This window comes from Vibrio sp. IB15, from assembly GCF_016406055.1.
In the GTDB taxonomy this organism is placed as follows: Bacteria; Pseudomonadota; Gammaproteobacteria; order Enterobacterales; family Vibrionaceae; genus Vibrio; species Vibrio chagasii.
Window position 1 is genome coordinate 1 of the sequence record NZ_JAEFCE010000063.1, and the last position, 13,711, is coordinate 13,711.

Annotated in this window: 10 protein-coding genes; 9 read left to right on the plus strand and 1 reads right to left on the minus strand. The window is 45.0% G+C overall.

The features are described from left to right. The first annotated feature begins 236 nt into the window (after nucleotides 1–236). The 7 genes from JC606_RS19130 to purF all read left to right on the plus strand — a co-directional run bounded on the left by JC606_RS19130 (nucleotide 237) and on the right by purF (nucleotide 11,094). The gene (locus tag JC606_RS19130) at nucleotides 237–5,075 is read left to right on the plus strand and encodes a FimV/HubP family polar landmark protein (protein ID WP_198779204.1); all 4,839 of its coding nucleotides are present in this window, start codon (nucleotides 237–239) and stop codon (nucleotides 5,073–5,075) included. Between the two features lie 145 nt (nucleotides 5,076–5,220). Then, nucleotides 5,221–6,015: a tRNA pseudouridine(38-40) synthase TruA gene (gene truA, locus JC606_RS19135; RefSeq protein WP_008220283.1), complete on the plus strand. Its 795-nt coding sequence runs from the start codon at nucleotides 5,221–5,223 to the stop codon at nucleotides 6,013–6,015. A gap of 175 nt (nucleotides 6,016–6,190) precedes the next feature. Next, complete coding sequence (accD, locus tag JC606_RS19140; protein ID WP_004740637.1) at nucleotides 6,191–7,117, plus strand: acetyl-CoA carboxylase, carboxyltransferase subunit beta; 927 nt, start codon at nucleotides 6,191–6,193, stop codon at nucleotides 7,115–7,117. 42 nt (nucleotides 7,118–7,159) lie between these two features. Beyond that, a complete protein-coding gene (gene folC / locus JC606_RS19145) occupies nucleotides 7,160–8,425 on the plus strand; it encodes a bifunctional tetrahydrofolate synthase/dihydrofolate synthase (protein ID WP_198779205.1) in 1,266 nt (421 codons plus the stop codon). Next, nucleotides 8,426–8,992, plus strand: a complete 567-nt coding sequence (locus tag JC606_RS19150) for an SPOR domain-containing protein (RefSeq protein WP_198779206.1) — start codon at nucleotides 8,426–8,428, stop codon at nucleotides 8,990–8,992. It abuts the gene before it with no gap. 61 nt (nucleotides 8,993–9,053) lie between these two features. Beyond that, a complete protein-coding gene (locus JC606_RS19155; protein ID WP_004740640.1) occupies nucleotides 9,054–9,545 on the plus strand; it encodes a CvpA family protein in 492 nt (163 codons plus the stop codon). A gap of 34 nt (nucleotides 9,546–9,579) precedes the next feature. After that, a complete protein-coding gene (gene purF, locus JC606_RS19160) occupies nucleotides 9,580–11,094 on the plus strand; it encodes an amidophosphoribosyltransferase (RefSeq protein WP_137407833.1) in 1,515 nt (504 codons plus the stop codon). A 75-nt stretch (nucleotides 11,095–11,169) separates the two neighbouring features. Here the strand turns inward: purF and JC606_RS19165 are convergent, their stop codons facing one another. After that, entirely contained in the window at nucleotides 11,170–12,045 is an 876-nt protein-coding gene (locus JC606_RS19165; RefSeq protein WP_004740642.1) for a LysR family transcriptional regulator, read from the minus strand. 228 nt (nucleotides 12,046–12,273) lie between these two features. Here JC606_RS19165 and JC606_RS19170 point away from each other — a divergent pair, with 228 nt between their 5' ends. Together JC606_RS19170 and JC606_RS19175 are read left to right on the plus strand one after the other, a co-directional pair. Continuing rightward, nucleotides 12,274–13,377, plus strand: a complete 1,104-nt coding sequence (locus JC606_RS19170) for a response regulator (protein ID WP_137407834.1) — start codon at nucleotides 12,274–12,276, stop codon at nucleotides 13,375–13,377. Nucleotides 13,378–13,526: 149 nt separating this feature from the next. Continuing rightward, nucleotides 13,527–13,664 (plus strand): hypothetical protein, encoded by a 138-nt coding sequence (locus JC606_RS19175; RefSeq protein ID WP_004740644.1) that lies wholly within the window; start codon nucleotides 13,527–13,529, stop codon nucleotides 13,662–13,664. Nucleotides 13,665–13,711 lie beyond the last annotated feature (47 nt).

The following is a 13,711-nucleotide window of genomic DNA, read 5'->3' on the forward strand; positions in this document are numbered from 1 at the left end:
AAGACTCGCTACCCAATTAATCGCAAAGCAGCTCCGCTTAAGTGAACTACATTGCACTCTTTAGTGGGGCTTTTTTAATCGATTAAAAATATTGTTAGTCAAATTGTGTGAAATTGCTGCGAATATTGTCGCTGCAACACATTTTTTGTTTTCATCTCTATAGTTTTACGTCATTTATCCGATATATTTAATAGATCATCACTTTATCCGAATTTAAGCACCTAGCTGAGCCTTTTATGTTTCAAATTTTCAAGCAGTGGTTAATACCTTTTGCCGTTATCATTGCGACTCAGATTTCCGTTGTTCGTGCAGATTCCATTCGAGTTGTAGGGCCTAATGGTCAGATACAATCAGCGCCTACGTTTTCAGAACCTCTTCAAAGAGCTCAATCGAATAGCGCAGAGCCTTCTCGTTTCTATGGTCCGACTCGTGGCAATGAAACGCTATGGTCTATCGCGTCAAGATTGCGTTCAGATAACTCTGTCTCCGTCCAACAAACCTTGTTGGCAATTTACCGACTGAACCCACAAGCGTTTGAAAACCAGAATATCCATAGCTTGCTGCCAGCTAGTCATTTACGTGTCCCTTCTTTAGAGCAAGCTCGTGCAAGCTCTACGCAGCAAGCCATCAACATCATGAACTCGCACTTGGCCAAGCTGGATGATCCGGCCGCTAAGCCTGCAGTTAAACCAAAAGCAGCTCAAACCTCCAATCAATCGAATGCAGGTTCGAAAAGTTCGGTTGCTAGTAAACCAGCCCCTGCTGCTGAAACAGTACAAAAATCAGTGGCTGCTACTTATCCTGTTAAAGACATGAACAAACTCGAGAAGCAGTTAGAGTTATCTGAAACAGAGCTGTTGTCACTGGAAGAGAAGAATCACCAACTTAGATTAATGCTATCGGATGTGCAGTCTGAAGTGGATGTGCTTAAGACAGAGCTGAGCGACGAAGACCGTATTCGCAGTGAAGTTGAAAAGTTACTTGCTGAAGAGCGCAGAAAGAACGCTGAAATTGAAAAAATGGCACCAAGTGCAATGGACCAGCTGTTGTCAAATGGTTGGCTAGTCGCTGCACTTGCGATCATTCCAGGTCTTCTATTTGGTCTTATCATTGTGATTTTGTTGGGTCGCCGCTCTAAAAATGAAGAGCAGCAGCAACCAACGCAAGACCAGCCTATTCAGCCTGAGCCAAGCAGCGCTGCCCCAATGATGCTGGCTGATGAGATAGACGACCTCGACAATGAGTTGTCTCTCGATGATGAGCTGTTTGGTACAGAAGATGATGCGAATAAGCTATTTGATGACCAAGCACTGGCTGACGAAGACGATGTGTTTGCAGGCCTAGTCGAGTCGGACCTTGATTTCAACCTTGATGGTGAAGACGATGATCCGTTTGCCAGCATCGGTGAGAACGGCGATTTAGACACTAACTTCGATGATCTAGATTTAGACAGCAGCAACGGCATCAGTGTTAATGGTGAAGAGAAAGCGCTTGGTCTAGAAGAGATGGAGCGTGCGCTTGATAAGACGGCAGAAAGCGCACTTGATTCTGATGATGGTGACTTTGACTTGTCGGACGACAACTCAATGTCTGCTGATGACATTGAAGCGCTATTATCTCAAGAATCACAGACAGAAGACCTAGGCTCCAACGAACTTGATCAGTCTATGCTCGATGATCTGTTTGCATTGGATGATGAAGACGATGACAGTTTCGATATTGATGCTCTGACCTCAGAAGAGCAAAGTGATTCGAAGCCGAGCGCAGACAAGACTGCAAGCGATGATTTTGATATCGATGCACTTATTTCTGAACAGCAAACTTCTCAGCCAGAGCCAACAAGTGTTGAAGATGATATTGATGACATCTTCGCGCAAGTAGCTGCTCAGAATGAACAGAACGATCCTTTCAATCTAGATAGCGACGATGACAGTGCCAAAGACCTAAATAGTGGTTTGGCGTCTGATGACGATATCGAAAACATTTTGGCTCAGTTTGACCAAACTCTGGAAAGCGAAGAAGAGCAGCAGAGTGTTGACCTGCTTGACGAGCAATTAGCCGGTGATGATGTTGATTTAAGTAACTCGACAGACCTACTTGATGAGATGTTGGAAAGCGACTCTGATGAGGACTCTGAAGGTGAATCTCTAGGTTTTGACGCTCTGTCTGAATTGGAGGAACTGTCAGGCTTATCAACCGATGATGAACTGAACATTTCTGAAGACAGCACAGAGACGCTAGATGAGCTGCTTAGCGACTCGGACGATGACTTTGAGATTGATGCTGAGAGCACCGACCTTTTAGATGAGTTCCTTGACGATGACGTTAATGATGCCAAGTTCACACTCGAAAGTGATGAAACGTTAGATGAGCTGCTAGGAAGCGAGCTGTCGGCGGATGAAGACGATCAGTCAGCGACTGAATCTCTGGATCCATTCGATGAGCTACTGACGAGTGGTATTGAAGACGAGATTGAGTCTGAAGAGCAAGCCTTTGATAAAGAGCTTGAAGCTGCATTCGACTTCGACACACCAAATGATGATGTAAGTAATCTTGCAGAGGCTGATATCGAGTCGTTACTTTCTGAGCCTTCTGCTGCACCTGAACCTACTGAAGCTGAACTTGATGAGCCGGTAGTTGCAGAGCCTGCACCACAAGTCGACGACATCGAAGTTAACGACGAGCTAGCAAGTACAGAAGCGATAGAAAATAGCACAGAGCCTGAGCTTAAGGATGAAGCTGCCGCATTTAATCGTGATGACTTTATTGATGATATGTTTGGTGTCGCGCCTGCAACGGATGCTTTGTTGGATGACGCATTGGAAACCACCGATGAAGCGCTTATCGATGAGCTAATGACGCCAGAACTTGACCAAGTGGTTGAAGAAGCTTCTGAACAACAAGCTCAATCTGACGTGATTGAACCCGCGGTCGGAGATACAAAACCAGAGGTCGAAAGCGATGAGTTAGATATCGACTCGTTACTCTCTGAAAATACTAGCGTTGATGAATTTGAGCAGGAACATCCTGAGCTAGAGCCTTCACCGGAACTGGGTAGCCCAGAAGAAATCGCAACCAGCTTTGAGAGTGAAGCTACGTCTCCTGCGTCATTGGATGACATTTCTGACGATGATGAAGATACAGTTGAAGACTGGCTAGCTGAAGCGATCAACGATGTAGAATCACCATCGAACATTGACTCTGATTTTGATTTTGAACCTAAGATTCAAGGTAGCGAAGAGTTCGATAATGTTGTTGAATCCTTGCCAGAGCCAGAGCCAGAGCCAGAGCCAGTTCGTGCTGCGAATATGCCAGAGATCATTCCAAATGAATTCGGTGTACCACAAGATGACGATTGGCTGATTGACGAAGACACCTCAGAAGCAGTGGCTGACACTGCTAAAGAACCAACGCCAGAGTCTCAACCTGAAACGGCCCTGCAGCCAGAATCAGTAGAGCAACAGAGCGAAGATGAATTCTCGTTTGATGATTTCGAGCTTCCAGAGTTTGGTGAAGAAGATGCACTAGCTGAAGCCGAGACAGAGGCTATCGTTGAAGCGCAAGCTGAGCCACAACCTGAAGCAGCAACACAGCCAGAAGTTGTAGAACAACAGAGCGAAGACGAGTTCTCGTTTGATGATTTTGAGCTTCCAGAATTTAATGAAGAAGACGCGTTGGCGGAAGCTGAGGCTGAAACTACCACTGAACTGCAAGCTGAGCCTCAACCTGAAGTAGCCTCACAGCCAGAAGCCGCGGAGCAACAGAGCGAAGACGAATTCTCGTTTGATGATTTCGAGCTTCCAGAGTTTAATGAAGAAGACGCGTTGGCGGAAGCTGAGGCAGAAGTTAGCACAGAAGCACAAGCTGAGCCTCAACCTGAAACAGCACCACAACCAGAAGCTACAAAGCAACCAAGTGAAGACGAGTTCTCGTTTGACGACTTTGAGCTACCAGAGTTTGGTGAGGAAGACGCACTTGCAGAGGCTGTGAGTGAACCTGATGAAGCTCAGTTAGAGCAAGATTTATCGGATGGCAGTGAGAAGTTTGAGTTCGATGATCTTGACCTTCCAGAATACGATGAAGAAAGTGCTAAAGCGGACTCTGTTTTAGACGATATTGAGCAGAGCAGTGCTGAGCCTGTGGCAGAAGAGCAAGGGGTACAGTTTGACGAGTTCGATTTGCCTGAATACGGTGAAGATGAAGCGATCTCTGATGCATTTGCAGAAAAGCCCACGCCATTAACTGCCTTTAGTCCGCAGGGAGAAGAGCAAGACGCACTGCATGACCTGTTCTCGAACCCACAAAGTTTTGCTGGTGCGGATGATTTCTCGGATGTCAATGAAGCAGATTTAGCTGGATTCCCAGAAGCGAACGAATCAACAAGCGCACCTTTAGTATCTAGCACTGAGGTGAATGAAGTTGAAGACGAGCCGTTAGAAGGCTTCGATAACTTTGATGAAACTAATTTGGCTGAATTGCTTTCAGAAGATGTTCAAGACACAGTCGACAACATGTTCGAGAAGCCATTAGATGCAACATCGATTGATATCGCTGGGTTAGATATTGATGCAATGCTTGAAGTGGGCGGTGAAGATTGGAAAGGTTTTAATCTTGCACCAGAACAGCAATCGAGCATGCAAGATGGTGTGCCGGATGATCAACAAGAGATCTGGGCGTCTGCAGAACAGCAAGCTGAACCTAAGATCAAAGAAGAGAACTGGGCGCAGCAAGATAACCTGACCGAATCATCGAATAGCCGTGATAAGCAATACATGACCATCGATGAGTTGATGGCTCAAGTTGAGCAAGAAGGGGAAGATGCTATTAATCCAGACGAAGAAGAGCTGAAGCTGGATGTTGGTCTGAACGAATTCCCTGATGTGATTGGCGATATAGGAAACTATGATGTTGATAGTAACGCTGAAGCAGCTGGTAAGCTTGATCTCGCTAAAATCTACATTGAGATGAGTGACTCTCAAGGCGCGATTAAGCTTCTAGAAGAAGCGATAGTCGACGGAAGCGACGATATTCGCCGAGAAGCTAAGAATCTTATCGATACGTTAAACGGCCGATAAATTGAGCGAGATATAAAGGGTAGCATTGGCTACCCTTTATTTTGGGTGGGTCGTGCTTTTAATATTATAGATTTAGTCCCATCCTATTTGGGATAGCACTCATTTCCGTATATACTTCTCGCCCATTTTCAAAGAGAACAAGAACATGAAAATTGCTTTAGGTATTGAATATAACGGTACCCACTACTTTGGTTGGCAACGCCAACGAGACGTGAAAAGTGTCCAAGAAGAATTGGAAAAGGCTCTTTCGGTTGTCGCAAATCACCCAGTAGAAGTTCAATGTGCGGGACGAACGGATGCCGGTGTTCACGGTACGGGACAAGTCGTTCACTTTGAAACCAATGTCGACCGCAAAATGGTGGCATGGACAATGGGCGCAAATGCCAACATGCCTAAAGACATCGCTGTTCGTTGGGCAACTGAAGTGAATGAAGATTTTCATGCTCGCTTCTCTGCAACGGCACGTCGCTACCGCTATATCATTTTCAATCATGCACTGCGCCCTGGAATCTTAAATTCAGGTGTGAGCCATTATCATGGTCACCTTGACGAGAAAAAGATGCATGAGGCAGGTCAGTACCTGCTGGGTGAAAATGATTTTACGTCGTTTAGAGCTACGCACTGCCAGTCTCATAGCCCGTGGCGAAATATGATTCATTTGAACGTGACTCGTCATGGCCATTACATCGTCATTGATATTAAGGCGAATGCGTTTGTGCACCATATGGTGAGAAACATTACGGGTAGCCTAATTGCCGTTGGTAAAGGTGAGCAGAAGCCAGAATGGATCAAGTGGTTACTTGAAGCGAAAGACCGTAAGTTGGCTGGAGCAACTGCTAAAGCCGAAGGTCTCTATTTAGTTGATGTGGATTATCCAGAAGAATTCGGTCTTCCAAGAGAGCCAATTGGTCCTCTGTTTCTTCCAGATAATTTGAACTAAATGTGGGACTTAGGTTCAAAAAATATTGCGAAATCGTGCGTAAAATAGCTCAAGAAAATAGGTACAACCAGTTTTTTATCTACACTTGCTGTTTTATGTGCTTTAATCTCCTCGCATAATTCCCAAATTTATTTCTTTCGCAATCAAGCGGAAGAATCGAAACAAAAGGTCTTCCATGAGTTGGCTTGAAAAGATTTTAGAAAAAAGCAACATCGTAACATCTCGCAAAGCGTCTATCCCTGAGGGTGTTTGGACTAAATGTACTTCTTGTGAGCAGGTGCTTTACCATGCTGAGCTAGAGCGTAACCTAGAAGTATGTCCAAAATGTGACCATCACATGCGCATGAAAGCACGTCGCCGCCTGGAAACATTCCTAGACAAAGGTGAGCGTGTTGAACTTGGTACTGATCTTGAGCCGCAAGACAAACTGAAGTTCAAAGACTCTAAGCGTTATAAAGAGCGTATCTCTGCTGCTCAAAAGAACAGTGGTGAAACTGACGCACTTGTAGCAATGAAAGGTGAACTACTAGGTCTACCAATCGTAGCGTGTGCGTTTGAATTCTCATTCATGGGCGGTTCAATGGGCTCTGTAGTAGGTGCTCGTTTTGTTCGTGCTGTAGATGCTGCTATTGAAAACAACTGTGGTTTAGTTTGTTTCTCTGCAAGTGGTGGTGCGCGTATGCAAGAGGCACTAATGTCTCTAATGCAAATGGCAAAAACCAGTGCTGCACTTGAGCGTCTATCTGCGAAAGGCCTGCCGTTTATTTCAGTAATGACTGACCCAACAATGGGCGGTGTTTCTGCAAGTTTGGCAATGCTAGGTGATATCAACATCGGTGAGCCAAAAGCACTTATCGGTTTTGCTGGTCGTCGTGTAATCGAGCAAACAGTACGTGAAGACCTACCTGAAGGTTTCCAACGTAGTGAGTTCCTACTAGACCACGGTGCTATCGACATGATCGTTGACCGTCGTGAAATGCGTCAGCGCGTAGCTAGCCTAGTTGCAAAAATGACCAATCAGCCTTCACCATTAGTAGTTTCTGTGAACGATTCACCGAATGAAGCTGCTTATGAAGTACCAGAAGCGCCAGAAAAAGGGTAAAGTACCTTCTAACAAACCAACTTTATTATGGTTATGAGTTAGATGAGTCAACAACCTATTCCTCAAGCCACATCATCTTTGGAGATGTGGCTTGATTATTTATCAAACATCCACACCAGTGCTATTGATCTTGGACTAGACCGAGTTCAGGCCGTCGCCTCTAAGGCAAATCTTACCAAACCTGCTAGACACGTAATTACTGTTGCCGGAACCAACGGCAAAGGCTCAACGTGCGCACTGATGGAAGCCATTCTATTAGATGCGGGATACTCTGTTGGTGTCTACAGCTCTCCTCACTTAATTCGCTACAACGAACGTGTTCGAATCAATGGTCAAGATCTATCTGATGAAAAGATGGTTCAGTCTTTTGATTTTATTGAGAAAGAACGTGGTGAAATCAGCCTGAGCTTCTTCGAATACGGTACTTTGGCCGCGTTACGTGCTTTTCAAACGGAAGCGGTCGACGTTGTGTTGTTAGAAGTGGGCCTCGGTGGGCGCTTAGACGCTACTAATATCGTTGATCACGATGTGTCTGTCATTACGAGCTTGGCGGTTGACCATGTTGATTGGCTTGGCGATGACATCAATGTGATTGGTTTTGAGAAAGCGGGAATCTATCGTAGCGGTAAGCCGGCTATCTGTGGTCAACCTAAGCCTCCAGCGACGGTTGCTGCGCACGCCGATGATATCAAAGCTGAGTTTTATCAGGTCGGTATTCAATATACCTATGCCGTTGATGGCGATACTTGGAACTGGCATAGCGGTGCATTCCAACTGGAGTCGCTTCCTATCCCAACATTGCCACTCCCGAACGCGGCAACGGCATTGATGGCACTCGGCACATCAGAGTTAGATATTAGCGATGTGAATGTGGTTAATGGTTTGAAGAACGCTCAGCTTCCTGGGCGCATGCAACAAATTAGCGACCAGCCTGTGATTGTGCTCGATGTGGCTCATAACCCACATTCAGCAGAATACTTTGCACAGCAAGTTACTAAAAAATATGCGGGCAAGAACTTGCACGTTGTAGTCGCTATGCTTCATGACAAAGACATTCCAGCAACATTAGAAGTGTTAGCGCCAATTGCAACACACTGGTACCCAGCTTCTCTACAAGGGCCACGAGCAGCAACGGCAGCTGAACTTTGTCAAAGCCTTCCTCAAGGTGTTGAGCAGCATACAAACCCGGTTGCGGCGTTTGAGGCGGCGTTAGCATCAGCGAAAGGTGAAGACGATGTCGTGTTGGTGGTCGGTTCTTTCCACACAGTAGGGGAAGTGCTGGAGCATTGGCAGAAAAAAGGAAACTAGATGGCAAGTAAATTTCAGAGCCGCTTAGTCGGCACCATCATTTTAGTGGCCATTGGCGTGATTGTATTGCCAGATGTGCTTGATGGTAAAAAGCTTCACTACAAAGAAGAGTTTGCGAGCATTCCTATTAAGCCTGAACTTGATAGCAATGTGGAAGTGTTTGAGGTGCTTGACCCAGTTGAAGATCAGATTGCACTGCCGGATTCTCCAGTAGAGCGAGTGGTCGAAAGCGGTGGGTCATCAGAAACCCAAATGGCATCGGCTTCTGAAAAAGAAGCGGATAAAGTGGCGGTTGTGGTTAAGCCAGTACCTGAAAAAGATGAGTACCAAGACAGTGCTTGGATCATTCAATTGATGGCTTTGAAGAATGCTGACAACGCGAAAAGCGTAGTTAAGGATTTGCAAAAGCGTGGTTATCAGGCTCACACCAAGCAAGAAAAAACTTTTACGCGAGTAATTATTGGCCCAGATGTATCTAAATCCAAACTTGAGCGACAAATTAAGGAATTAGAAAAAATTACGGGTTCAAAAGGCCAATTGCTCAAATTTAAACCGTTAAACCCATAAGAAAACGTTTGCGTCAGCATTTTTTCTGTTAAAATGCGCGCCAACTTAAGATGAAGATTTCATGAATTGGTTAGATTTTGTCATTTTAGGCGTGATCGGCTTCTCTGCCGTGATCAGTTTAGTTCGTGGTTTCGCTAAAGAAGCGTTGTCACTCGTTATTTGGTTTGGAGCATTTTTTATTGCTAGCCAGTACTACGCAAAATTAGCGGTGTACTTCACCAATATCGAAGATGAGATGTTTCGAAACGGAACTGCGATAGCAGCATTGTTTGTTGCAACGTTAGTTGTCGGTGCTTTAGTTAACTATGTTATCGGGCAGCTAGTTCAGAAAACAGGCCTGTCAGGTACAGACAGAATCCTCGGTGTCGTCTTTGGTGGCTTACGTGGTGTTTTGATTGTTTCTGCAGTGTTGTTTTTCATGGATGCGTTTACTGCATTCCCAAGTTCTGAGTGGTGGAAGAATTCGCAGTTGGTTCCGGAATTTAGTCGAATCATTGCGCCGTTCTTCGAGCATTTACAAGCAACATCTAGTTTCTTATCTGGCGCGCTATAGCGCCAGTTAATGTCGAAAAATCGAGGATTAGGACATGTGTGGTATTGTTGGAATCGTGGGTTCAACACCTGTAAACCAGTCTATTTATGACGCTTTAACGGTATTGCAGCATCGTGGCCAAGATGCCGCTGGTATTTGTACCATAGAAAGCAATCGTTTCCGTCTGCGTAAGGCGAACGGTTTAGTAAAAGATGTTTTTGAAGCAAAACACATGCAACGCCTCCAAGGTAACGTTGGTATTGGCCATGTTCGTTACCCGACTGCAGGTAGCTCAAGCGCGTCGGAAGCTCAGCCTTTCTACGTAAACTCGCCTTTTGGCATCACGTTGGCTCACAACGGCAACCTAACGAACGCGAACGAAGTTCGTGAAAAGTTGTTCGAAAAAGACCGCCGTCATGTGAATACAACTTCAGATTCAGAAGTGCTTTTGAACGTGTTGGCTCATGAGATCGATACGGTTAAAGGTAACGTGACTTCTGATGATGTTTTCCGCGCTGTATCAAACGTGCACCGCACAATTCGTGGCGCTTACGCAGTAACAGCTATGATCATTGGCCACGGTATGATCGCATTCCGCGACCCACACGGTATTCGTCCACTGTGTTTAGGTAAGCGTGAAGTCGAAGGTAAAACAGAGTACATGGTGGCGTCTGAATCGGTAGCACTTGATGCTGTTGGTTTCGATTTCATGCGCGATGTGGCACCTGGTGAAGCTATCTACGCAACATTCGATGGCGAGCTTTTCACTAAGCAATGTGCAGACAACCCACAGCTCAACCCATGTATCTTTGAGTTTGTTTACTTTGCACGCCCTGATTCATTCATCGATAAAATTTCAGTGTACAGCGCACGTGTTGAGATGGGTGAATTACTAGGTAAGCGTATTAAAGAAGAGTACTCAGACTTAGACATTGACGTGGTTATCCCAATTCCAGAAACCTCTAACGACATTGCACTGCGTATCGCTCAAGCTATCGACAAGCCATACCGTCAAGGTTTCGTGAAAAACCGTTACGTTGGTCGTACGTTTATCATGCCTGGACAGCAGCAGCGTAAGAAGTCAGTTCGCCGCAAACTCAACGCAATTCGCTCTGAGTTTAAAGGTAAGAACGTTCTATTGGTTGATGACTCTATTGTACGCGGTACCACTTCAGAGCAAATCATTGAGATGGCTCGTGACTCTGGCGCAAACAAAGTGTTCATGGTGTCAGCGGCGCCTGAGGTTCGCTTCCCTAACGTTTACGGTATCGATATGCCAAGCGCGACAGAGCTAATTGCTCATGGTCGTGACAATGAAACGATCTGTAAGCAGATTGGCGCAGACGCTCTGATCTTCCAAACGCTACCAGACTTGATTTCTGCGGTAGGCATGGGTAACCAAGACATCGCGCGTTTCGATACTTCTGTGTTTAATGGCGAGTATGTAACGGGTGATATCGACCAAGCGTACCTAGATTTCCTAGACTCTCTACGTAATGACGATTCTAAGATTCAGCGTGAGATCCAACAAGATCTGGCGAACCTAGAGTTACACAACGAAGGCGCTTAGTTTTCGTTAGTGGCAAGAATATAAAAAACCAGAGCATCGGCTCTGGTTTTTTTGTTTTTGAAGTAGGGGATTAACCTAGTGAATGTGGTAAGCGATCACAAAATCAATAAACAATCTAACTTTCTCAGGTAGATGGTCTTTGTGGTTATAAAGCATGTAGATGTCACGTGGGTTAGCGCTCCAGTCTTCCAGTACTTGTACTAGGCTACCATCTTCAATGTATTCGCGAATCATCACGTCTGGCATCAGTGTGATACCTAGACCTTCAGAACAAGCTTGTCTCACCACATTAAGTGCGTTTGCGTTGAAGCGGCCTTTTTCACTGTTAACTACTGTCTCATCATTCGAGTTACTTAGCTGCCACTTAATCAGTGGGTAGCCTTTAAGCAATGAATGGTTCGCCAGTTCTTCAGCATGGCTCGGTGCAGGGTTCTTCGCTAAGTACTCAGGGCTCGCGATAAGAATATCTTTCACTTCACTGATTTTTCGAGCGATGAGGCTTGAATCACGTTGCGGACCCACTCTGAAAATCACGTCCCACTCTGTAGGGTCGAGTTGATCGGCTTGGTTGTTCATCATCAACTCAATATTGATATCTGGGTATTGAGTCATGAAGTCGCTGAACATTGGCATCATCATGCGCTTAGTCAGGTTGGAAGGCGCTGTAATGCGGATCTTACCGGAAGCACCTTTACAAACATCCGTCAGTTCTTCGGCAGTCGAAGAGAGACGTTGCAGCAGTGGAGAGCATTCATTAAAGAAACGTTCGCCAGCCTCTGTTAAAGAGAGTTTACGCGCGTGTCTATTGAGAAGTCTCAGGTTTAGCGAGTCTTCTAGAGCTTGGATCCGTCGTGTGATGGTCGCAACCGGAATCATAGTCTTGCGCGATGTTGCGGTGTAGCTCCCATTTTCAACGACGAGTCGAAAGAGGTTTAAATCATCTAATTTCATAAATCCAGACACATTTGTTTACAATCTCATCTAATTTATACGTAACATTGAGATCAATGTTTGCGTCATGTCAACTTGTTGCACTATTTACAAGTATTCCAAGCCTTGTCACGAATTACCAGTAAAGAGTGAACATTTGTGTATTTAGCATTTTATTACTAAGTTTTATATTAGTTCTTAGAACAGATAACAATAATAATTCGACTTAGTTTTGTGAGGTTAGAAATTATGTACAAAACTCACAGTCAGCCAGTAATGACCTCGGCACAGGAAGTGATGAACCAGAAATGCGTAATGTTGGTTGATGATGATCCTATTTTTCGCCGTATAACCGGCGCTTACCTTGAAAAGGTTGGTTATAAAGTGGTTGAGGCTGAAAACGGACTGGACGCTTTGCAGAAGCTCAGAGATGCAGCGCCAGATTTAATTGTGTGTGACTTATCAATGCCGATCCTGGACGGTATCGAGCTTGTAGAAGAGCTCAGTTTAGAGTACCCATCACTGCCTATGATTGTGGTGTCTGCGACAGATGACATGTCTGATGTAGCGAAAGCACTACGATTTGGTATTAAAGACTTTTTAGCTAAGCCATTAGAGGACCACGGTCATCTAAGCAGTGCGATTGCCAACACATTAACAGATTCGTTCGACAACCTTTCAGATCAACGAGATTTCTCAAGCCAGTGGTTTTGTGTGGATGATGGAGGAGAGATCCCGGAAGACCAAGAGTTACATTGGCACCTGAATTACTTGCAGGACAACCCAAGCGCAGCAAGAGATTTGTTGCACGCGTTGTTACCAGACAAAGACACAAGACAAGGCTCATGGCGTTGCAGCTACCGTTTGTTGCAATCAACGGAAATGATGCCGCTTGTATTTGATTATGCATGGACGATGAATGGGCAGTTTGCTTTCTACCTTGTCGATTCAGCGTCTTCTGAAAATGGTGGCTCTGCGACTACCTTGTTAGTGAGAGCTTTGTTCCACGATTACTTAAGAAATAGAAAAGATTTTAGTGCTGACCTCAAAGATATCGCTGAAATTTTGGAGAAAGGGATTCGCTGCTCGGCGTGTTCAACACCTGTCAACGCGCTGTTTGGAGTTGCTAACCTCGCTGAAGGCACTATCTCAATTTTGCCTGCGGGTTTAGATGGGCGTTGGTCGAATGGTGAAATGAATCAACATATTGCAGCAGGTGAACGCTTAGGCGATAACTGTAAAAAGAACTTTATCACCAGAGATTTACCAATAGAGCAGGGCTGTCAGTTGTCGTTGAGCCTGCTTGGAGCGGCAAGTTTCAGCTTGGATATCCATCAAGGGACAACCGATTAACCCTATATTTCCTCGGTTTTTGTGAATAATTGATTAAGGTATAGTTGCGCAAATGGTGTGACTATGCCTTTTTTGTTAAATGTCTATTTAGCAAAGCGGGTTTGGTTCGCCACTGGACTTACCTTTACTAACAAAAACAAGAAGCAATCATGGCAGATAATCAAGACTTTAAAGACCCGTTTAATGTATTCTACTTTTTAGGCTTTCTAGCCGCATTTTTAATGATTCCATTACTACCAGCAACACTAACGTTGATCCGTGTATTTAATGGCTACGCAACATTTTAGTTAAGCTGTCGTCGCCAAATGGTGATAGCTAACTCAAGGAGGCCACA

What these genes read in the sequence shown, in the direction of transcription:
- JC606_RS19130 (WP_198779204.1), top strand. Translation starts at nt 237, where the DNA reads ATGTTTCAAATTTTCAAGCAGTGGTTAATACCTTTTGCCGTTATCATT.
- truA (WP_008220283.1), top strand. Translation starts at nt 5,221, where the DNA reads ATGAAAATTGCTTTAGGTATTGAATATAACGGTACCCACTACTTTGGT.
- accD (WP_004740637.1), top strand. Translation starts at nt 6,191, where the DNA reads ATGAGTTGGCTTGAAAAGATTTTAGAAAAAAGCAACATCGTAACATCT.
- folC (WP_198779205.1), top strand. Translation starts at nt 7,160, where the DNA reads ATGAGTCAACAACCTATTCCTCAAGCCACATCATCTTTGGAGATGTGG.
- JC606_RS19150 (WP_198779206.1), top strand. Translation starts at nt 8,426, where the DNA reads ATGGCAAGTAAATTTCAGAGCCGCTTAGTCGGCACCATCATTTTAGTG.
- JC606_RS19155 (WP_004740640.1), top strand. Translation starts at nt 9,054, where the DNA reads ATGAATTGGTTAGATTTTGTCATTTTAGGCGTGATCGGCTTCTCTGCC.
- purF (WP_137407833.1), top strand. Translation starts at nt 9,580, where the DNA reads ATGTGTGGTATTGTTGGAATCGTGGGTTCAACACCTGTAAACCAGTCT.
- JC606_RS19165 (WP_004740642.1), bottom strand. Translation starts at nt 12,045, where the DNA reads ATGAAATTAGATGATTTAAACCTCTTTCGACTCGTCGTTGAAAATGGG.
- JC606_RS19170 (WP_137407834.1), top strand. Translation starts at nt 12,274, where the DNA reads ATGTACAAAACTCACAGTCAGCCAGTAATGACCTCGGCACAGGAAGTG.
- JC606_RS19175 (WP_004740644.1), top strand. Translation starts at nt 13,527, where the DNA reads ATGGCAGATAATCAAGACTTTAAAGACCCGTTTAATGTATTCTACTTT.